This window comes from Pseudomonas sp. FP2254, from assembly GCF_030687695.1.
Taxonomy (GTDB): Bacteria; Pseudomonadota; Gammaproteobacteria; order Pseudomonadales; family Pseudomonadaceae; genus Aquipseudomonas; species Aquipseudomonas quebecensis.
Genome location: NZ_CP117444.1, coordinates 1051001 through 1072407, shown reverse-complemented (window position 1 = coordinate 1072407; position 21407 = coordinate 1051001). Strand labels below are relative to the sequence as shown.

17 protein-coding genes are annotated in these 21407 nt (G+C 63.2%); 11 read left to right on the top strand and 6 right to left on the bottom strand.

Annotated elements, in window-relative coordinates:
• Positions 1–8: 8 nt before the first annotated feature.
• The 3 genes from PSH94_RS04740 to PSH94_RS04730 are packed head-to-tail and all read right to left on the bottom strand — an operon-like array spanning position 9 to position 3898.
• Positions 9–209, bottom strand: a complete 201-nt coding sequence (locus PSH94_RS04740; protein ID WP_003171907.1) for a DUF1656 domain-containing protein — start codon at positions 207–209, stop codon at positions 9–11.
• Entirely contained in the window at positions 199–2376 is a 2178-nt protein-coding gene (locus PSH94_RS04735) for an FUSC family protein (protein WP_181078510.1), read from the bottom strand. Before PSH94_RS04735 ends, PSH94_RS04740 begins: the two co-directional genes overlap by 11 nt.
• A gap of 10 nt (positions 2377–2386) precedes the next feature.
• Entirely contained in the window at positions 2387–3898 is a 1512-nt protein-coding gene (locus PSH94_RS04730; protein WP_181078512.1) for an efflux transporter outer membrane subunit, read from the bottom strand.
• Positions 3899–4089: 191 nt separating this feature from the next.
• Here PSH94_RS04730 and PSH94_RS04725 point away from each other — a divergent pair, with 191 nt between their 5' ends.
• The 6 genes from PSH94_RS04725 (at position 4090) to PSH94_RS04700 (ending at position 10745) form a co-directional block, all read left to right on the top strand.
• Positions 4090–6285 carry a hypothetical protein gene (locus PSH94_RS04725; RefSeq protein WP_305436636.1) on the top strand — a complete coding sequence of 732 codons (2196 nt, stop codon included), beginning with the start codon at positions 4090–4092 and terminating at the stop codon, positions 6283–6285.
• Between the two features lie 99 nt (positions 6286–6384).
• Positions 6385–7353: a LysR family transcriptional regulator gene (locus tag PSH94_RS04720; protein WP_181078516.1), complete on the top strand. Its 969-nt coding sequence runs from the start codon at positions 6385–6387 to the stop codon at positions 7351–7353.
• 119 nt (positions 7354–7472) lie between these two features.
• Positions 7473–8447 carry a D-glycerate dehydrogenase gene (locus PSH94_RS04715; protein WP_181078518.1) on the top strand — a complete coding sequence of 325 codons (975 nt, stop codon included), beginning with the start codon at positions 7473–7475 and terminating at the stop codon, positions 8445–8447.
• Positions 8448–8511: 64 nt separating this feature from the next.
• A complete protein-coding gene (locus PSH94_RS04710) occupies positions 8512–9414 on the top strand; it encodes a chemotaxis protein CheV (protein WP_181078520.1) in 903 nt (300 codons plus the stop codon).
• 3 nt (positions 9415–9417) lie between these two features.
• Positions 9418–9900 (top strand): N-acetyltransferase, encoded by a 483-nt coding sequence (locus tag PSH94_RS04705; RefSeq protein ID WP_305436635.1) that lies wholly within the window; start codon positions 9418–9420, stop codon positions 9898–9900.
• 101 nt (positions 9901–10001) lie between these two features.
• Positions 10002–10745, top strand: coding sequence for a YkgJ family cysteine cluster protein (locus tag PSH94_RS04700; RefSeq protein ID WP_305436633.1), 744 nt, complete (start codon positions 10002–10004; stop codon positions 10743–10745).
• Between the two features lie 40 nt (positions 10746–10785).
• Here PSH94_RS04700 and PSH94_RS04695 read toward each other — a convergent pair whose 3' ends face one another.
• From PSH94_RS04695 to PSH94_RS04685, 3 genes are all read right to left on the bottom strand, one after another.
• Complete coding sequence (locus tag PSH94_RS04695; RefSeq protein ID WP_305436631.1) at positions 10786–11955, bottom strand: transporter substrate-binding domain-containing protein; 1170 nt, start codon at positions 11953–11955, stop codon at positions 10786–10788.
• 131 nt (positions 11956–12086) lie between these two features.
• Positions 12087–12863: a transporter substrate-binding domain-containing protein gene (locus PSH94_RS04690; protein ID WP_266247993.1), complete on the bottom strand. Its 777-nt coding sequence runs from the start codon at positions 12861–12863 to the stop codon at positions 12087–12089.
• 163 nt (positions 12864–13026) lie between these two features.
• Positions 13027–13260 carry a hypothetical protein gene (locus PSH94_RS04685; RefSeq protein WP_034111815.1) on the bottom strand — a complete coding sequence of 78 codons (234 nt, stop codon included), beginning with the start codon at positions 13258–13260 and terminating at the stop codon, positions 13027–13029.
• Positions 13261–13473: 213 nt separating this feature from the next.
• Between PSH94_RS04685 and PSH94_RS04680 the strand changes: the two genes are divergently transcribed.
• From PSH94_RS04680 to PSH94_RS04660, 5 genes are all read left to right on the top strand, one after another.
• Positions 13474–14640, top strand: coding sequence for an efflux RND transporter periplasmic adaptor subunit (locus PSH94_RS04680; protein ID WP_305436629.1), 1167 nt, complete (start codon positions 13474–13476; stop codon positions 14638–14640).
• The gene (locus PSH94_RS04675) at positions 14637–17732 is read left to right on the top strand and encodes a multidrug efflux RND transporter permease subunit (RefSeq protein ID WP_266247987.1); all 3096 of its coding nucleotides are present in this window, start codon (positions 14637–14639) and stop codon (positions 17730–17732) included. The genes PSH94_RS04680 and PSH94_RS04675 overlap by 4 nt, the downstream gene beginning before the upstream one ends.
• Before the next feature lie 9 nt (positions 17733–17741).
• Positions 17742–18419, top strand: coding sequence for a heavy metal response regulator transcription factor (locus PSH94_RS04670; protein WP_181078533.1), 678 nt, complete (start codon positions 17742–17744; stop codon positions 18417–18419).
• A complete protein-coding gene (locus tag PSH94_RS04665; RefSeq protein ID WP_181078535.1) occupies positions 18409–19773 on the top strand; it encodes a heavy metal sensor histidine kinase in 1365 nt (454 codons plus the stop codon). Before PSH94_RS04670 ends, PSH94_RS04665 begins: the two co-directional genes overlap by 11 nt.
• Positions 19774–20043: 270 nt before the next feature.
• Positions 20044–21372, top strand: a complete 1329-nt coding sequence (locus tag PSH94_RS04660; RefSeq protein ID WP_305436627.1) for an OprD family porin — start codon at positions 20044–20046, stop codon at positions 21370–21372.
• The last annotated feature ends 35 nt before the right edge of the window (positions 21373–21407 follow it).

Below are 21407 nucleotides of genomic sequence, written 5' to 3'. Positions count from 1 at the left end.
GGGCATTCTCAACGGTAGACGCTCAGCGCCAGGGCGCCGAACAGGCAAACGAACAGGCTCAGGCGCAGCAGCGCCGGGTGCCAGAAAAACCGGTACAGGTCGAACCCGGCCAGGAAGCGGTCCAGCGCCCAGGCCAGCACGGCGGCGATCAGGAACATCAGGGTCATGGTCGGCATGTAGAGGCCGTGGAATGCGATCTCACGGGGCATGGGAGGATCCTTTGAGGGCCGCCAGCGGCGATTGCGGGTCCAGCAGCGAGGTGCGGATAAAGTGCAGGTAGCTTTTCACCCGGCGCAGGGCCGAAGTGTCGAAGTGCGGAGCGAACGGTTCGTCAGTGGCCTGCACGCGGCTGATCGCATGGTCGACGGCGACGAGCCCGCGCTCCAGATTGCTCGCGCTGGGCTGCAGGAACAGCCGCACCAGCGAACGCCCCATCACGCGGATGGCCTGGCGCCACGGCTGGGATTCGGCGTACGCCGGGTGCACCGGCAGGATCGCCTGTTCCTTGCGCAACTCGATGATCGCGTGGCCGACTTCCAGCACCACAAACATCCAGCGCAGCAAGTCGCGCTGCACCTGCGGCTGGCCCACGGCGAGGCCGTAGGCCTGGTGCAACAGGTCGCGGGTGCGGCTCTCGAAACTGGAGGCCAGGCCTTTGAGCCTGCCGCTGATGGCATACACCACTTGTTCGCGCAGGTCCTGCTCCAGGCGGCGCCACAACCAGCGGCTGTTGGGGGGCAGGATGATCGCCCCGGCCGCCGCGCATACCAGCATGCCAATGACCATGGCGATGTAGTCGTTGATAAAGGTGTAGGGGTTGTAGACCGTGAGGTTGTCCGGCACCGAACCGGTGCTGAAGAAAATCAGCAGGCCCACACCGACACCGGCGTATTGCGGGCGTGAGGCGAGAAAGGCGCCGGCAACGATGACCGGTGCGAGCATCACGCACAATAGTGGGAAACCGTCGATCCAGGGGAACACGAAGAACATGTCGACAAACCCCACCAGGGCACCGATGAAGGTGCCGCAGGCCATCTGAAACGCCATGCGCTTGGGGTTGGGCGTGGCGGCGGACAGGCCGACGGTGGCCGCTGCGATCAGGGTCATGGTGGCGCCGCTGGGCCAGGCGGTGGCGACCCAGTAACTGCCCAGCACAATCAGAATGAACGAGGCGCGAATGCCTGATGCGGCGCAAGCCAGCCAGTTGGTTTTCGGTGTGTAGGGCTCGTCCCAGTCTTCACGCGCGTGACTGTGATCGGCCAGGGAGGCATGGGTCTGCGCGTAGTTGTGCAGGTCGTCGACAAAGCGGTACAGCAACTCGTAGGCGGTATGAAAATCCAGTTGCTCGGCTTCGGTGGGCTGCGTTTCCTGGAAGATTGCGCGCAGGCTGCGCACGGTGGCGGGCAAGCCGTCCTTGTAGGCACTCAATTGCGTCACCAGGCGGGCGGCATCGGGACTCGTAAGTGCACGTGCGGAGAAACCATCGAGCCGTTCGGCAAGATCCTGCAAGCCAGGTTTGATCGCCGCGACCACGTGGTCGGCGGCATCGGCGCGCAGGCGTTCGAGCAATTGGTGCAGGGCGTTGAAGCGTGTGGTGACGCTCATGAATTCGCTGTTGAGACGACTGAGGCGACCGTTGCGCCGGCGCATGTGCGGGTCTTCGAACACGGTGACGCTGCGCAGTCCTTCCAGGCCCACGGCTTCGGCGATGAAGCGCACGTTGCCGGCCTCGAAGGCGTCGCGCTGGCTGCGCCCGCGCAGGCCATCGGTGACGAACAACGCGAATACCCCAAAGCGCTGATAAAGTGCATTGCGCATGGCAGCGCTGGAGGTCTGCGGCAGGATCGCAGCACTGACCAACGTCGAGCAGATGATCCCCAAAGAGATTTCCAGCACGCGCCACACCGCCGCCATGAATGCGCCATCCGGATGCGCCAGGGCCGGCAGGCCGACCATCGCGGCGGTATACCCGGCCAGCACAAACCCATAGGCGCGAAAGTTGCGATTGCGCGTGGCGCCGGCGGTGCAGATGCCGACCCAGATCGCCAGCGCGCCAAGAAACAGCTCGGTGTTCTGCGCAAACAGGGCGATCAGCAAGACCATCACCGCCGACCCCGCCAGGGTGCCGAGGAAGCGGTAAAAACTCTTGGCGAACACCTGGCCGCTCTGCGGCTGCATCACGATAAACACGGTGATCATCGCGGTGCGCGGTTGCGGCAATTCCAGGCGCATGGCCAGCCACAACGTGAGAAATGCCGCGATCAACACTTTGAAGATATACACCCAGGTCACGCCGTCGCTGCGTGCCCAATCGAAAAAACCACGGCGCCACTCAAGGGCGTGCAGCCAGCGCAGCGGTGCAGGCAAGGAAGTCATCGCAAGCTACTCAGTGATCGAACACGGCCAGCGCCGCCGGGGTTTTGCTCGGAAGGGTCTTGGCGGGCGCCGGCACGTCGTCGCCGGCACCGAGGCCGCCGCCCAGGGCGGTCACCAGTTCGGCGTGGGCGCTCAGGCGCGCGGCCTGCACCTGCTGCTGGATCTGTTGCTGGCGAAACAGCAGGGTCTGGGCGTTCAGCACGTTCAGGTAATCGGTGAGGCCGCGTTGGTAGGCGATCATCGCGATGTCATAGGTTTTCTGCGCCGAGGCCACCGATTGCGCGGCGAAGGCCTGCTGCTTGTCCATGGACTCGCGACGGATCAACTGATCGCTGATGCCCTTAAGCGCGTTGACCAGGGTCTGGTTGTAATGCGCCACCGCGATGTCATAACCGGCGCTGGCTTCACCCAGTTGGGCGCGCAGGCGGCCGCCGTCGAAAATCGGCAGGGTGATGGCCGGGCCGACGCTGTAATTGAATTTTTTACCGGCCAGAAATTCCAGCATGCCGCCGCCGGTGGCCATGTAACCGAGGCTGCCGACCAGATCGACGTTAGGGTAGAAACCGGCATGGGCCACATCGATGCCCCGTGCCTGCGCCGCCACTTGCCAGCGACTGGCGACCACATCCGGACGTTGGCCGAGCAGTTGCGCGGGCACGCTCGACGGCAGTGCGAGCGGCGCAGCCAATGACAGGCTCGGGCGCCGCAATTGCGCGCCCTGCCCCGGCCCCATGCCCGCCAGCGCCGCCAGTTGGTTGCGGCTCAGGGCGATGGCTTCGTCCAGCGCATCCAGTTGGCGATGGGTTTCCGGCAGCGGCGTTTCAGCCTGGCTCACGTCGAAGTGCGTGCCGATCCCGGCATTGAGGCGTTTGTTGGCCAGGTCGAGAATCTGCTGTTGCTGGGCCAACGTCGCGGCGACGATGTCGCGGTTGGCGTACTGCAACGACAGCTGAATATAGGCGCGCACCACATTGTTCTGCAGTTCGAGCTGGGCCTGGCGCGCTTCGGCGGCGCTCATGTGCGCCAGGTCGACCGCCCGCTCGGTGGCATTGCTTTCACGCCCCCACAGGTCCAGGGCATAGCTCAGGCCCAGGGACGAATTGTTGTCCCAGGTGTTGGCACCGCTCAATTCGCCCGGCCCGTAGAACTGATCCTTGGGCCAATTGTGGCGTTTGAGGGTGGTGTCGCTGTTGATCTGCAGCGCCTCGGCCGACTCGGCCAACCCGGCCATGGACCGCGCCTCACGCACCCGCGCGGCGGCCATGGCCAGGCTTGGGCTGTGCCGGGTAGCGAGATCGACCCAGTGGTCCAGTTGCGGGTCGCCGTAGGCTCGCCACCACTGCGCGGTGGGCCAGTGGGCGTCTTGCGCCGCCTGCTGGATCGCCTCGTCGGTCGCCAGTTGATTGGCGTCGAGGGCCTGGCCTTGCGGGGCGATTCCTCCGGTTCCGATGCAGCCGCTGATTGCTAACGATAAAGCCCAAACACTGAGAGTCTTCAGCTCTCTGCTGATGCGACGCGGCACGGCAAGCGAATTCCTGAGATGGGTGAAGCGGGAGAGGTGGCGCAATTCTAGGGGGCGCGGGGGATGCCGATAAGCGGGCATTCCTGTGAATCTTTGTTACCGTTCAGGCGATAATCCGGGCGTTTGCCCTACACAGTCCGGTGCGGGCAGCTTCACATAATGGGCAACATTCATTTCTTGCGGAGCCGCCCATGCTTCCTCCCTTGAGCGTCCTTGCCCCTGCCGCCGCGCCTCTGTCACCCGCCGAAGCCTGCGCCGACGGCTTGCGCAGGCAACTGCACATTCATCCGGCACCGCTGAGCCCAGGTAGTTTGCCCTTACAGCGCGATGCGCGCTGGGTCCTCGACACGGTGCTGGAAAAGCTGATGAACCTGGCCGGCTATCCGCGCGATAAAGAGGCGCTCGAAGCGCTTCATCACACCCTGTCCAACAGTCCGGCCAGGCTGGAGACGGCGGCTGAGGAACTGCCCGATTTCTATCATTTTTTCAAAAAGGCCGAGCACTTGCTCAAGCGCCACCGCAGTGTCGATGATCCAAACATCGAAGCTGACTATCGCTTGTGCCGCGCCCTTAAGTGGCAGTTCCGGGCCGCTACCAGCGATACCAGGCACACGCGTCTGACCCAAGGCGTGTTGTCAGCGCTGGGTTATATCGATGCCGGTGGTAAACGTATCAACCATCGCCACCTTGGCTACGAATTCGCGCTGGAACCCACGCGACAGTTAAGTGCAGGCCCTTACCTGGCGGCCGATTCTCTGGTGGAAGTTACCGACGACCAGCGCATCAGGAGCACCCGCGTGGTTGGCCTGCTGGGCAAACTGAACTCGACGCTGGCGAACGTGACGGCGGGCACGTCGGGTCATCAACTGGGAATCGGCTATTTATCCTCACGGGAGTACCCAAGCCTTGCGCACTATGCCGATGCCCGCAGCCACTCGGTGCGCACGTCCCTGAGTGAAAATATCGCCCGGACCGTACGGAATTTTCCGGCCATTTTGAGTGACCGTTTCCATTTGCAAAGGCATCGGGACTACAGCGCACAGAGCCAGCCCTACACCCGCGAGGCACTGGCCGCCAATGGCCTGGGCGACGTTGAATTGCCCTGCCTGCAACACACCGAGCAGCCGGTGATGACCGAACGCGGTTTTAAAATGACTGCAGGCAGCAGACTGGCGCTGGATGTCTTCAGCTTTCTGAAGGTAAACACTGCGATGGCGCTGACATTGCAACGCACTGTGCAGTCCAAGACGCTTGATATCCTTGGCCTGTACGACACAGCGCCGGCGCTGGCCCGGCAGCAACTGGCCACCCGACAATCGTCGGCGGACACGCCGCTCAAGCTGCTGGCGGATCTGAATGCACAGGTGGCGTCCAGCAGCCGACACTTTGTTCAACAGCTCAACTCACCGCGCGCAAACGCCGTCGTTGACCTGCGCACTCAACAGGCCCAATCACTGCTGGAGCGCTACGTGCTGCTTCAGGACCTGGGGCCTGTCGATCCAGTGGTGAACGCAGACATACGCGACCTGATCCAGCAGCACCGCGCCCTTCTGCGGCCGCAGGCATTGTGCGTCTATCAACTGAAGGCCCCGACCCAGATACTGAGCGGGTCGGTGAGCGCCTCGGTCTCGTCCCGGGCCGAGGGCGGTAAAGGCGTGACCCTCGAGGTCAGCCACCGAACATCCGACGATCCACATTTGAGTGGCGACTACCTGGCGATCGATATCGCCCCGCTCAAATGCAAAAAAGGGGTGGTCACGGCACTGCGCGAAGTATTGGCGGCCCTGGGTAAGCAGACCTTCGACTGGGAAGACCTGATCCACTCCATCAGCGCATCGCTGCTCGACCCCGCCCGACAGCCGTCCACCCACGTGCTGGTCAAGATCAAGCATGGGCAACCGGTAGTGCTTCTGACCCGCCATACCCGCGACAAGCATCGCGACCTGGCCTTGCCGGAACCGATCAGCCACTACACCGGCGTCCAATTGCAGTCGTTGCGCACCCGGCAATCGCTGCACAAGGAGCAATGGGGCACCGATTCGCTGGACCACCTGCTACCGGTCGCCCGCCGCTACCTGGCCAACCCCGAAGACAGGCCCGGCTGGGACCGTTATATAGAGGCACACAGCGATGACCTGTCCAAGCTGTTCGACGCCATGGGCCGACAATCACCGGGCAGTGTCCTGAGCGCTGAGCTGGACGTACTCAGGCGTATCGGCCCGGCACTCGATCAGGCGGTTGAAACGCTGGCACAGCAGGCCGCCGACACGCTTGCGGCGCCGACACCGGAAAATCGTGCGCGGGCGCGACAGGCATTGGACCGGATGTTGCTGGCTTACCTGCCGCACTATGTGGCGAAAGTCAGCGAGGCCTGGCGGTTGGACTGAGCCCTGGCGGGGATTTTCATCGACTTAGGTCGTGCCCAGCGGATACACACCTGCTGGCAACTTCATGTCACAATTTGCCATCGACCTTGAGAACCCCCCATGGACACTTTGCAAAACATGCGCGCCTTCAGTTGCGTGGCCGAAGCCGGCAGCTTCACCGCCGCCGCCGCCCAGCTGGACACCACCACGGCCAACGTCTCGCGCGCGGTCTCCAACCTTGAGGCCCATCTGCAAACCCGCTTGCTCAACCGCACCACCCGCCGCATTGCCCTCACCGAGGCGGGTAAACGCTACCTGCTGCGCTGTGAACAGATTCTTGCGTATGTCGAGGAGGCCGAGGCCGAGGCCAGCGACGCCCATGCCCGCCCCGCCGGGCAACTGAAAGTGCACACCATGACCGGTATCGGCCAGCACTTCGTAATCGATGCCATCGCCCGCTACCGCCGCACCCACCCCGACGTGACCTTCGACCTTACCCTGGCCAACCGCGTGCCGGACCTGCTCGACGAGGGCTATGACGTGTCCATCGTGCTGGCCAGCGAACTGCCGGACTCGGGCTTCGTATCCCAGCGCCTGGGCATCACCTACAGCATCGCCTGCGCGTCGCCGGACTACGTCAAGGCCAAGGGGTGCGCACAGCGCCCCCAGGACTTGCTCAACCACGCCTGCCTGCGCCTGGTCAGCCCGGTCATTCAGTTGGACAAATGGACGTTCAACGGCCCGGAAGGCCAGGAAAGCGTGGCGATCAACACCTCGCCGTTCCTGGTGAACTCGGCCGACGCAATGAAAACCGCGATCACCAGCGGCATGGGCGTCGGGCTGCTGCCGGTGTACGCCGCCATCGAAGGCCTGCGCAACGGCACCCTGGTGCGGGTGATGCCCAACTACCGCTCCCAGGAGCTGAACCTGTACGCCATCTACCCGTCGCGCCAGTACCTGGATGCGAAGATCAAAACCTGGGTGGAATACCTGCGCGGCTCACTGCCGGAGATTCTGGCGGCGCATCAGGCCGAACTGGTGGCGTATGAATTGAGCGGCAGCCTGGGTGGGGTGCGGTTGGCTAATTGATAGCCAGCAAACAACACAGTGTGTCCGGTACCCAGATTGGATCGGCGGTGTCCTGACAACCGCCGGCAGGAATGTTAGCGTGCCTGGCATTCTTCCGTAGTCGATGAGCCCCGCCTGCCATGAAAAAGACTGTCCTCGCCTTCAGCCGCATCACCCCGTCGATGATTGAACGCCTGCAACAGGACTTCGAGGTGATCGCGCCGAATCCCAAGCTGGGGGATATCAACGCGCAGTTCGCCGAGGCCCTGCCCCACGCCCACGGCTTGATCGGTGTGGGCCGCAAACTGGGCCGCGCGCAGCTCGAAGGCGCGGGCAAGCTGGAGGTGGTGTCGAGCGTGTCGGTGGGCTACGACAACTACGATGTGCCGTACCTCACCGAGCGTGGAATCATGCTCACCAACACCCCCGACGTGCTGACCGAAAGCACCGCCGACCTGGCGTTCGCCCTGTTGATGAGCAGCGCCCGCCGCGTGGCCGAGCTGGACGCCTGGACCAAGGCCGGGCAGTGGAAGGCCAGCGTCGGCGCACCGTTGTTCGGCTGCGATGTGCACGGCAAGACCCTGGGCATCGTCGGCATGGGCAATATCGGCGCGGCGGTCGCGCGGCGCGGGCGACTGGGGTTCAACATGCCGATCCTGTACAGCGGCAACAGCCGCAAGCCGGCGCTGGAACAGGAACTGGGCGCGCAGTTGCGCAGTCTCGAGCAATTGCTGGCCGAAGCGGACTTCGTCTGCCTGGTGGTGCCGTTGAACGACAAGACCCGCCACCTGATCAGCACCCGCGAGCTGGGGCTGATGAAGCCCAGCGCCATCCTGGTGAATATTTCCCGCGGCCCGGTGGTGGACGAACCGGCGCTGATCCAGGCCTTGCAGAACCGGACCATTCGCGGCGCCGGGCTGGACGTGTACGAGCAGGAACCGCTGGCCGAGTCGCCGCTGTTCCAGCTGAGCAATGCCGTGACCCTGCCGCACATCGGCTCGGCCACCACCGAAACCCGCGAAGCCATGGCCAACCGTGCCCTGGACAATCTGCGCAGCGCCCTGCTCGGGCAGAAGCCGCAGGATCTGGTGAACCCGCAAGTGTGGAAGGGCTAAAGCCTGGGCCGCGCAGGTCGATAACCTTCCATAGATCGTCCTCCCTGATTCACAGAAGGTTTTTATGCCTACCTCCAAAGCCCGCGCAGATTCACTCTCGCTTCTGCTCTTTACCTTGCGCAGCGGCAAGCTGATGGCCATCAACCTGCTGAAGGTCAGCGAAATCATCCCCTGCCCGCCGCTGACCAAACTGCCGGAGTCGCACCCGCACGTCAAAGGCATCGCTACCCTGCGCGGCGCCTCGCTGTCGGTGATCGACCTGAGCCGCGCCCTTGGCGAGATGCCGCTGGAAGATCCGAATGGTGGCTGCCTGATCGTCACCGATGTGAGCCGCTCCAAGCAGGGCCTGCACGTTCAGGCGGTGAGCAAGATCGTGCATTGCCTGACCACCGATATCCGCCCCCCGCCCTACGGCTCCGGCGGTAATCGCGCGTTCATCACCGGCGTGACGCAGGTGGAAGGCGGCCTGGTACAGGTGCTCGATATCGAAAAAGTCATCCACGGCATCGCCCCGGCCCCGATTGAAGCGGCGCCGACCGACCTGACCATGGAAGAAGCCGAAGTGCTCGGCCATGCGCGGATCCTGGTGGTGGATGACAGCCAGGTGGCGTTGCAGCAGTCGGTGCATACCCTGCGCAACCTCGGCCTGACCTGCCACACCGCGCGCAGTGCCAAGGAAGCCATCGATGTGCTGCTGGAGCTGCAAGGCACCGGCGAAGAAATCAACGTGGTGGTGTCGGACATCGAAATGTCCGAAATGGACGGTTACGCCCTGACCCGCACCCTGCGCGAAACCCCGGACTTCCAGCACCTCTACGTGCTGCTGCACACCTCTCTGGACAGTGCGATGAACAGTGAAAAAGCACGGCTGGCCGGCGCCAACGCGGTGCTGACCAAGTTCTCGTCCCCCGAGCTGACCAAGTGCCTGGTGGTGGCCGCCCAGACCGTGGCGCAACAAGGTCGTTGAGCCATGGCTGCATATTTTCAGCTGCTGCGCCGCCCCCTCACCCGGAGCCTGCCCGCGCCGCAGTGGCCGGCCGGTACGCAGTTGGATCATTACCGCGATGAGCTGGCCCCGGCGATTCATGCGGTATTGCGCCTGACTCAGGAACAGGGCGGTGGCCGCGTACCCGATCTGCACACCTGGCAGGACCGGTTTGTCACCGATGCCGAGTTCGACCCCACCCTGTGCCTGGTCGCCAGCAACGAGACGGGCATTCTGGGCGTGGCCCAGTGCTGGACCAGCGCGTTTATCAAGAACCTGTCCGTGCACCCCTGCGCCCAGGGTCAGGGGCTGGGTCGCGCCTTGTTGCTGCACGCGTTCCAGGTGTTCAAGCAACGCGGCGAGCCCTATGTGGACCTCAAGGTGCTGGAAACCAACCTGCGTGCCCGGCGACTGTATGAAAGTGCGGGCATGCTGTTTGTCATGCGCGATGTGGTCAGCGAAGAATGACTGGCGCATAACTTGCTTCCAGAGCGGTATTGCGGTGAACAGAGGTAAAAACCCGTCACCGCCGTTGCATGCCCTCTGACCTAGCCTGGTGACAGCCTGCCATGAACACTCATTTTTCCTGCGTCGGTTGCGGCAAATGCTGCAGTGACCACCACGTGCCCCTGACCCTCGACGAAGCCCGTATGTGGGCGGCGGACGGCGGTAACGTCATCGTTCTGGTGGAGGGCTTTCTCGGCAACGGCCTGGGGTTGCCCGTGCAACAGCGCGAGCACGCCGAACGGCGTTCGGTGGTAGTCCCCAGCGGCACAGCCGAGGCGTTCGTGGCGATTACCTTCGCCGCCTACAACGCCGGACGCTGCCGGAATCTTGACGAAGACAACCTGTGCCGCATCTATGAACGGCGCCCGCTGGTCTGTCGCATCTACCCGATGGAGATCAACCCGCACATCCCGTTGAACCCCGCGGCCAAGGACTGTCCGCCGGAGTCCTGGGAACAGGGCCCGGCACTGATCGTCGGGGGCGAACTGGTCGATCGGGAACTCGCGCAGTTGATCCAGCAATCACGCCAAGCCGACCGCGACGACGTGCAAACCAAGGAGGCGGTCTGCGCCCTGCTGGGCATTCGCACCACGGCGCTCAAGGGCGATGGCTTCACCGCCTACCTGCCGGACATGGGCGCATTCGCCCAGGCCATCGAGCTGGCGATGGCCCACCCCTCTGCGGCCGGTGAGTGGGTGTTCCAGGTGTCCGGCCCGGGCATCGCCGAACAACTGCTGGACGCCGGCGCGCAGATCGCCACCGAGGTGCCGGCCAATTACACATTTATTCCGCTGCGGGCGGCGTGATGCGACGCGCCGCCCATCCGCGCGGTGTTGATTGGCGCCCTCAATAGCTGGCGACGCACTCTATTTCGATGCGCGCATCCAGTAGCAGCCGACCGGCAGCGAACGTGGTTCGGGCGGGCAGATGATTCGCCGGGAAGTAGCGGCTATAGACTTTGTTCATGGCGGCGAAATCGTTGATATCGGCGAGGATCACGGTGCACTTGACAACGCGTTCCATCGACAATCCCTTGTCCTTGAGAATCGTGCGCATGCTCTCCAAGGCCCTGGCGGTTTCCGCTTCTATTCCACCGGGTACGCGCTTGCCAGCGCTGTCCAAACCCAGCAAGCCCGACAGAAACAGCAAGGACCCGGCCCGCACCGTTTGCGAAAACGGTAGGCCTGCGTCGGCGGGAGAGAAGCCCAGAGGTTGGAGTACAGGGCGCTCGGGCGCTGGCGCGGCGGCGAGATAACGTCCCGTAATAGCGGCGTGCTGGCCGTTGTCCTTGAGTCGTTGCAAGGCCTGGTTCAACGCGTCACGCAGTTCAGGGTCGGTTTTGCGCAGGCCGATGGCAACCCCGGTGCCGAGCATTTCATCCTTGATGGCGGGCCCGGCAAACGCGAAATCCACACCTTGCGCAGTTTTCAACAAGGCTTGCGAGATTTCGATGCTGTCCTGCAACGTTGCATCAATCTCGCCCTTGCGCAGGCTCTCGATCAACTGCGCGTTGAGCTTGAACGTCTTCACCTCGACCCCATGGGGGGCCCAGCGCGCCAATGCGTAGGCCTCCCGACTGGTACCGGCCAGCACGCCGATGCGGCGGCCCTGCAGTACCTTCAGATCAGGCTGCAGGGCCAGGTCGCGTCGCGCCACCAGCCTGGTTTCGAGCGGGTACAGGTTATCGGTGAAATCGATCTGCTTGCGCCGCGCGGGGGTGGAGGACATGGGCATGATCGCGTCAAAGCGGCCGGCTTCAAGCGCCGCCAGATTGGTGGCGTAGCTCTGGTCGACCCACTCGCAACGCCTTTTGAGTTGGGCGCACAGTGCGTTGCCCAGTTCTATATTCAACCCCACCAGCTCGCCTTTGGCGTTGCGACTTTCAAAAGGCGGTACCAGAGGCTCGACGCCAAACCGTATGACTTGTGATCGTTTTTCCTTCGCGTAAGCCGTGGAGCACAACACACCGGTCATCGTGCATAAAGCCAGCGCCAACATCAGTCGTGTCAGGATCATGATTCAGTCCTTGCAAAAAATAAGAGGGCTTTCGGGCGCCTATCAATGGCCGCACCGACTACCCCAGTAGATTTAGCAGGACTCCTCGCATAATCGCCCGGCACTCATCCTGTAATGCTGTAGGAAAAACCCTAAAATCTCGGAATTTCCAGGCGATAGGGCGCGACGATCCGCTGGTACTCACCGTTCTGCTTCAACTGTTCAAGCGCTAGGTTGAGCGCATGACGCAACGCGGTATCAGGCTTGCGCACCGCGATTGCCACACCATCGCCCAACAGCTCGGCGGAAACGGCCGGGCCCAGGAAGTCGAAGGCCTGGCCTTCGTCGGTGTCGAGCAGGGCCTCGCGAATTTCCACGGTGCCCTGCAACGTCGCGTCGAGTTCGCCCGCCAGCAGGCCGTGGACCAAGTCGGTGTTGAGCCAGAAACTTTTGATAATGACGCCCTTCGGCGCCCATTTGGAACGGGCGAACGCCTCACGATTGCTGCCCAGCAATACCCCTACCCGCTTGCCCTTGAGCGACTTGGCGGTGGGCAGCAGGCCGGAAGCCTTGCGAGCGACCAGGCGGGTGGTGAAGGGGTAGAGCAGATCGGTGAAGTTCGCCCATCGCCGGCGTTCCGAGGTGGGCGCGATCCCCATGATGGCGTCGAAGCGCCGGGCATCCAGGGCGCGGAAGTTTTCCACCTGTACCTGGTCGACCCAGGTACACCGCACATGCATTTGCACGCAGAGGGCATTACCCAGTTCGATATTCAGACCGACCAGTTGCCCTTGTGGGTCGCGGCTCTGGAACGGGGGGAACAGCGCGGCGACGGCAAATCGGACTTCTTGACGCGGTGGGTCGGCGGCCGCGACGGCATCCACCGACAGCAACAGGGCGAGCGCTACACAGAGGTGTATCAGAGCCACGGGAAACATCCTTTTCCAGAGAAACCAGCCTCATCGCCCCTCGCCCGGTATGCACGGGCGCAGCAAAGGCAGGCAAGCTTTCTAGAAACGGACTTGATCCTACAAGCAGAAATATCAGCAGAGCTTGTAGGCAAATGCCATCACGATTAAACGGTAATTACACTCAGCGTTTACCCATGGAGCGACGCGTGCCGGGCGGGGCCATTCCGGGAGTCTTGGTGTGGCCGTTCTTGGCGCCGTTCTTGTACCAGGGCTGCGCGGCGTTCTTGGCTCCGGCAAGTTCACCCGGTTTGAAGGGAAACTTGAACGCCGGGATCTCGGCCTTTTCAACGCCTTCGGCGCTGGCCGGATCGGCGAGGTCGGCCGCTTCAACGGGGGATTGTGTCGGGGAATTCATGGAAGCTCCGGAGCGTGCAGAAAAATGAAGCGAGACCGCTTGCCGGCCACGCTGGCGCGCAGTATACCTGCCCGCCCCGGTTCTTTAACCACCGCCTGTACGAATGGTCGGCGTTTGCTGACAGCCCTGTCAGTTAGCCGTCACCGTGCTGACCGGGTTGGCGGGCTATAAAGGCCGCTACCTATTCCACTCCTCTGTCCCGGCCCCCTGCCCATGCACATTCAGCGAAAAACCGCCCTGATCGCGGCAGTCCTAGTGGTTTTCGCGGTTGTTCTCTGGGCCGTGACCCGCCCGGCCAAGCCTCGGCTGGCGGCACCCAGCGCGATTCCGGTACGCGTGGTAAGCGTGGCCCGGCAGGATGTGCCGCGCTTTGTCAGCGGCATCGGCACGGTGCTGTCGCTGCACAGTGTGGTGGTACGCCCGCAGGTGGATGGCATTCTCACCCGGTTGCTGGTCAAGGAAGGCCAGTGGGTCAAGGCCGGCGACCTGCTGGCCACCCTCGATGATCGTTCGATCCGCGCCGGCCTCGACCAGGCCAGGGCCCAACTGGGCGAGAGCCAGGCCCAGTTGCAGGTGGCGCAGGTCAACCTCAAGCGCTACAAGGCATTGAGCGTCGACGACGGTGTGTCCAAGCAGACCTATGACCAGCAGCAAGCCCTGGTCAACCAGCTCAAGGCCAGCGCCCAGGGCAACCAGGCGGCGATTGATTCGGCTCAAGTGCAGTTGTCCTACACGCAGATTCGCTCGCCGGTCAGTGGTCGCGTCGGTATTCGCACGGTGGATGAAGGCAACTTCCTGCGCAGCAGCGATGCCCAGGGGCTGTTTTCCGTGACGCAGATCGACCCGATCGCCGTGGAATTTTCCCTGCCGCAGCAGATGCTGCCGACCCTGCAAGGCCTGATCGCCGCTCCGGAAAAAGCCAGTGTTGACGCCTATCTGGGTGCCGACACCGACGGCCAGACTGGCGATTTACTGGGCCGGGGCCACCTGAGCCTGATCGACAACCAGATCAGCTCCACCACCGGCACCCTGCGCGCCAAGGCCGAGTTCAGCAACGCCGCCCAGCGTCTCTGGCCCGGCCAACTGGTGACCGTCAAGATCCAGACCGCCCTCGATAGAAACGCCTTGGTGGTGCCGCCGACCGTCGTGCAGCGTGGCCTCGATTCGCACTTTGTGTACCGGGTAAACGATGACAAGGCCGAAGTGGTGCCGGTACAGGTGACGTATCAGAACAGCGACCTCAGCCTGATCACCGGTGTGCAGGCCGGGGATGTGCTGGTCAGCGACGGTCAGTCGCGGCTCAAGGCCGGTGCGCGGGTCGAGGTGCTCAAGGAGCCGCCCCAGGCGATCCAGACCGTCGACGCCACGGTGCAGCCATGAGCGGCAGCCGCTCGCCTTCGGCCTGGTGCGTCGACCACCCGGTCGCCACTTTGCTGCTGACCTTCGCCCTGGTGCTGCTCGGGCTGATTGCCTTCCCGCGCCTGGCCATTGCGCCACTGCCGGAAGCGGAATTTCCGACGATCCAAGTCACCGCGCAGTTGCCCGGCGCCAGCCCCGACACGATGGCCTCGTCGGTGGCCACACCGTTGGAAGTGCAATTCAGCGCCATCCCCGGCGTGACTCAGATGACCTCCAGCAGCGCCTTGGGCTCCACCCTGCTGACTCTGCAATTCACCCTCGACAAAAGCATCGACACTGCCGCCCAGGAAGTGCAGGCGGCGATCAACACCGCGTCCGGCAAGCTGCCCAGCGATATGCCAAGCCTGCCGACCTGGAAGAAGGTCAACCCGGCGGACAGCCCGGTGCTGATCCTCAGTGTCAGCTCCGACAGCATGCCCAGCACCGAACTGAGCGACTACGTGGAAACCCTGCTGGCCCGGCAGATCAGCCAGATCGATGGCGTCGGTCAGATCAACATCACCGGCCAGCAACGTCCGGCGATTCGCGTGCAGGCTTCGCCCGACAAACTCGCGGCCATCGGTCTGACGCTTGCCGATATCCGCCTGGCCATTCAGCAGTCGAGCCTGAACCTGGCCAAGGGGGCGATCTACGGTGATAACAGCGTGTCGACCCTGTCGACCAATGATCAGTTATTCCAGCCACAGGACTACGCTCAATTGATCGTGTCCTACAAAAACGGCGCGCCGGTGCAGTTGCGCGATATCGCCAAGGTCATCAACGGCTCGGAAAACGCCTACGTGCAGGCCTGGTCCGGGGACACTCCCGGGGTCAACCTGGTGATCTCGCGCCAGCCTGGCGCGAATATCGTCGAGACCGTCGACCGCATTCAGGCGCAGCTACCGCGCCTGCAAGCCATGTTGCCGGCATCGGTGCAGGTCAGTGTGCTGAGCGACCGCACCAAAACCATCCGCGCCTCGCTGCATGAGGTGGAAGTGACCTTGCTGATCGCGATCCTGCTGGTGGTGGCGGTGATGGCGCTGTTCCTGCGTCAACTGTCGGCCACGCTGATTGTGTCCAGCGTGCTCGGCGTGTCGCTGATCGCCAGTTTTGCGCTGATGTACCTGATGGGCTTCAGCCTGAATAACCTGACCCTGGTGGCCATCGTGATCGCCGTGGGCTTTGTGGTGGACGATGCCATCGTGGTGGTGGAGAACATCCACCGGCACCTGGAGGCCGGGCTCGATCAGCGCGCGGCGGCGATCAAGGGCGCCGGCGAGATCGGCTTTACGGTGGTGTCCATCAGCTTTTCCCTGGTGGCGGCGTTTATTCCGCTGCTGTTCATGGGGGGTGTGGTCGGGCGGCTGTTCAAGGAGTTCGCGCTCACCGCTACCTCGACCATTCTGATTTCGGTGGTGGTGTCCCTGACCCTGGCACCGACCCTGGCCGCGTTGTTCATGCGCGCGCCCAGCCATCACACCCAGGCCAGGCCCGGTTTCAGCGAGCGCCTGCTGGCCGGCTACGCGCGCAACCTGCGGCGTGCCCTGGCCCATCAACGCAGCATGCTGGCGATCTTCGGCGTGACGCTTGCGTTGGCCGTGGTCGGCTACGTGTTTATTCCCAAAGGGTTCTTCCCCGTGCAGGACACCGGCTTCGTACTCGGCACCAGCGAGGCGGCGGCCGATGTGTCCTTCCCGGACATGGTCGCCAAACACAAGGCACTGGCCGAGATCATCAAGGACGATCCGGCGGTACAGGCGTTTTCCCATTCCGTGGGGGTGACCGGCAGCAACCAGACCATCGCCAACGGCCGCTTCTGGATCGCCTTGAAAGAGCGTGGGGAGCGCGATGTGTCGGCCAGCCAGTTTATCGACCGCGTCCGCGCGAAACTCGCCAAGGTGCCGGGCATTGTGCTGTACCTGCGCGCCGGCCAGGATATCAACCTCAGCTCCGGCCCCAGCCGCGCCCAGTACCAATATGTGCTCAAGAGCAACGACGGCCCGACGCTCAACACCTGGACCCAGCGCCTCACCGAGAAACTGCGCGCCAACCCGGCCTTTCGCGACCTGTCCAACGACTTGCAACTGGGCGGCAGCATCACCCACATCAGCATCGACCGGCAGGCCGCCGCACGGTTCGGCCTGAGCGCCACCGATGTCGACCAGGCGCTGTACGACGCCTTCGGCCAACGCCAGATCAACGAATTCCAGACCGAGATCAACCAATACCAGGTGGTGCTGGAACTGGATCGCCAACAACGCGGCAAGGCCGAGAGCCTGAACTATTTCTACCTGCGCTCCCCCTTGACCAATGAAATGGTGCCGCTGTCGGCGCTGGCCAAGGTCGACCCACCGACCGTCGGGCCATTATCCATCAGCCATGACGGCATGTTCCCGGCCGCCAACCTGTCCTTCAACCTGGCACCCGGCGTAGCCCTGGGCGATGCGGTGATCATGCTCGACCAGGCCAAGGCCGAGATCGGCATGCCCAGCACCCTTATCGGCAGCTTCCAGGGCGCCGCCCAGGCATTCCAGAGTTCTCTGGCCAGCCAGCCGTGGCTGATCCTTGCGGCGCTGGTGGCGGTGTACATCATCCTGGGGGTGCTGTACGAAAGCTTCGTGCATCCGCTGACGATCATCTCGACCCTGCCGTCGGCCGGCCTCGGCGCGCTGATCATGCTCACCCTGATGGGCCAGGACTTTTCGATCATGGCGTTGATCGGCCTGGTGCTGCTGATCGGCATCGTGAAAAAGAACGGCATCCTGATGATCGACTTTGCCCTCGACGCCCAGCGCGTGCGTGGCCTGGCGCCTCAGGAGGCGATTTACCAGGCCTGCGTCACGCGGTTCCGACCGATCATCATGACCACCCTCGCCGCCCTGCTTGGCGCGGTGCCGCTGATGCTGGGTGCCGGTCCCGGCGCGGAACTGCGCCAGCCGCTGGGCATCGCGGTGGTCGGCGGGCTGCTGGTGAGCCAGGCACTGACCCTGTTCACCACGCCGGTCATATACTTGTACCTCGAAAAGTTGTTCCATCGGCCCACACCAGCGCCCGCGCTGGCGACCACAGAGTGAGGCGGGGTCATGCGCGTCCTGATTATCGAAGATGAAGAAAAAACCGCGGACTATCTGCACCGTGGCCTGACGGAACAGGGCTACACCGTCGACGTGGCCCGTGACGGTGTCGAAGGTTTGCACCTGGCGTTGGAGAACGACTATGCCGTGATCGTGCTCGACGTGATGCTGCCGGGCCTCGATGGCTTTGGCGTGCTGCGGGCGTTACGCGCGCGCAAGCAGACCCCGGTGATCATGCTCACCGCCCGCGAGCGCGTGGAAGACCGCATTCGCGGCCTGCGCGAAGGCGCCGACGACTACCTGGGCAAACCCTTTTCGTTTCTCGAACTGGTGGCGCGCCTGCAGGCGTTGACACGCCGCAGTGGCGGGCATGAGCCGGTGCAGGTGACCGTCGCCGACTTGTGGATAGACCTGATCAGCCGCAAGGCCAGTCGCAACGGCCTGCGCCTGGATCTCACCGCCAAGGAATTCTCGCTGCTCAGCGTATTGGCGCGCCGCCAGGGCGAGATCCTGTCCAAGACAGCGATTGCGGAGATGGTGTGGGACATCAATTTCGACAGCGATGCCAACGTGGTCGAAGTGGCGATCAAGCGCCTGCGGGCCAAGCTCGACGGCCCGTTCGAACACAAACTGCTGCACACCATCCGTGGCATGGGCTATGTGCTGGAGAACCGCAGTGCCGGCTGATTCCATTGCGCTGCGCCTGAGCGGCATGTTCACCCTGGTGGCGGCGCTGATCTTCCTGCTGATCGGCGGCGCGCTGTACCAGCAAGTGGACCGCGGCCTGGGCCTGCTGCCGGAGGCCGAACTGGACGCACGCTACAGCGTGCTCGAATCCTCGGTGAACCGCTTCGGCACCCCGGACCACTGGGCCAAGATCACCAACAAGCTCAAACTGCTGAGCGAAGAAGACAAGCGCATTCATTTCTGGGTGGTCAGCAGCGACCCGGCCTATGAATACGGCAACCCCGACGCACGCATTCGCGCCTTCGCCGCTGAACGCACCGGTAAGCGTGACTTGCACCTGCCCGGCCAGCGTTATCCGCTCAAAGTGCTGGTCAGCCAGTTCGCCGCCAAGGACCAGCGCCCGCCGCTGCGCTTTATGATCGCCATCGACACCGAAAACTTCCGCGCCACCCAGCATCACTTGCTGGTGGCGCTGGTCAGCCTGGCGCTGGTGGGCGTGCTGCTGGCGGCGCTGCTGGGGTTCTGGGTCTCGCGCATCGGCCTCAAGCCGCTGGGCAAGCTCTCGGACGAGGCCAGCCAACTGGCGCCGCCGAAACTCTCCGGCCGCCTGCTGTTGTCACCGTTGCCGCCGGAGCTCAAGCAGTTCGTCAACACATTCAATGCCACGCTGGACCGCGTGGAACAGGCTTATTCGCGCCTGGAGTCGTTCAATGCCGACGTGGCCCACGAGCTGCGCTCACCCTTGACCAACCTGATCGGCCAGACCCAGGTGGCGCTGACGCGCGGGCGCTCGGCCGAGCATTATCTGGAGGTGCTGCAGTCGAACCTGGAAGAGTTGGAGCGCCTGCGTTCGATCGTCAACGACATGTTGTTCCTCGCCAGCGCGGACCAGGGCACCAAGGCCACCAAGTTGAGCGAAAGCTCCCTGGCCGACGAGGTCGCAACGACCCTCGATTACCTGGACTTTATCCTCGAAGACGCCCAGGTGCAGGTGCAGGTCCATGGCGACGCACAGGTGCAGATCGAGAGAGCCCACCTGCGTCGCGCGCTGATCAACCTGCTGAGCAACGCCGTGCAACACACCGCGCCCGGTCAGGTCATCGACGTGCACATCGAGGTGCAGGCGCATCACGTCGCCATCGGCGTGACCAACCCCGGCGAAACCATCGCCAGTGAACACCTGCCTCGGCTGTTCGAGCGGTTCTATCGGGTCGACGCCTCGCGGCGTAACAGCGGCGCGAACCATGGGTTGGGCCTGGCCATCGTCAAGGCGATTGCGCTGATGCACGGCGGGGATGTGTTTGTACGCAGCGACAGACGCGGCAATACCTTTGGTATCACGCTGCCGGTATGAGCGCGTGACTGTTGCGGTTTGGGCAACAGTCATTATCTTGTTACACTCTGTTTCGCAGTGCTCGCCTGCGTTAATTTGACGCATCGATGAGCGCGACGGCAAAGACAGCTGCCCCGTTTACCCGAATTTCCCTCGACTTATTTCCAGGGCTCTACGCTGGGAATCTGTCTTAAAGCCGCTGACCTTCAGCGGCTTTTTTTTGCCGTCAAAAAAGGCCGGGCATTTCCCACGACACCGGCCGTTTACGTCTGATCCAAAGGAGCTCCACCGGTGCAGAACTCGCTGACGTTCACCCCGTTATTCCTCGCGATTACCGCAACGATTACGCCCATCGCTCACGCGGCGGACAGCGTCCCCGTCGACGGTTTCGTCGAAGGTTCACACCTGACAATCGACACCCGCAACTACTACATGAACCGCGACCGTCGCGATATCCACACCGATGACAGCAAGGAATGGGGCCAGGGTTTTATCGGCACCTTCGAGTCCGGCTATACCCAGGGCACGCTCGGTTTCGGCCTGGACGCTCATGCCATGCTCGGCCTCAAGCTTGACGGCGGTGGCGGCACTGACGGTTCCAGCATCCTTCCCTATGGCAGCGACACCGGCAGCGGCAAGGCGCCGGGGTCGTTCTCCACCGCCGGCGGCACCTTGAAAATGCGCGCCTTCGACACCGAACTCAAAGCCGGCGACCTGTTCCTCAACAACCCGGTGATCGCCGGTGGCATGACGCGCATGCTGCCGCAGACCTTCCGTGGCGTCAGCCTGACCAACCGCAGCCTGGACGGCTGGATGTTCGAAGGCGGCCAGGCCAGCTTCACCAAGCTCTATAACCAGAGCGGCCACCGGCGCATCGGCACCAGCTACGGCGCCTTGCCCGATAACCACGACAGCCAGCACCTGGACTGGGCCGGCGTATCGTTCAGCGCTGCGCCGGGTGTGACCAGCAACCTCTATGCGTCGCAACTCAAGGACGTCTGGCAGCAGTACTACTACGATCTGGATTACACCTACGCGTTGAACGACCGGGTCAGCCTTAACCCAGGCCTGCACTACTACCATACGCAGGACACCGGCCAATCCCTGCTGGGCGACATCGACAACAACACCTGGAGCCTGCATTTCACCGTGGGCGTGGGCAGCCACAGCGTCACCGCCGCCTATCAGCGGGTCAACGGCAACACACCGTTCGACTACATCACCCAGGGCGACAGCGTGTACCTGGACAATTCCCAGCAATACTCGGACTTCAACGGTCCGAATGAGCGCTCGTGGAAGCTCAAGTACGCTTATGATTTTGCCGGCCTTGGCATGCCAGGCCTGACCTCGGCGGTGTCTTACATCAGCGGCAAAACCGATCTGACCCAGGTCGATCCGCAAAGCCGTGGCTACAGCGCCTGGTACAGCGCCAACGGCAAAGACGCTGAACACTGGGAACGGGATATCGATCTGAAATACGTAGTGCAGGACGGTCACGCCAAGGACCTCGCCGTGCGCCTGCAATGGGCCACGCACCGAGGCGGCCGCGGTTATTCGGCGGTGGATCGTGATGTGGATGAATATCGGGTGATCGTCGACTATCCGATTGACGTGTTTTGAGGGCTCGAATCTTTCTTTTTAGCTGAGTATTCAAT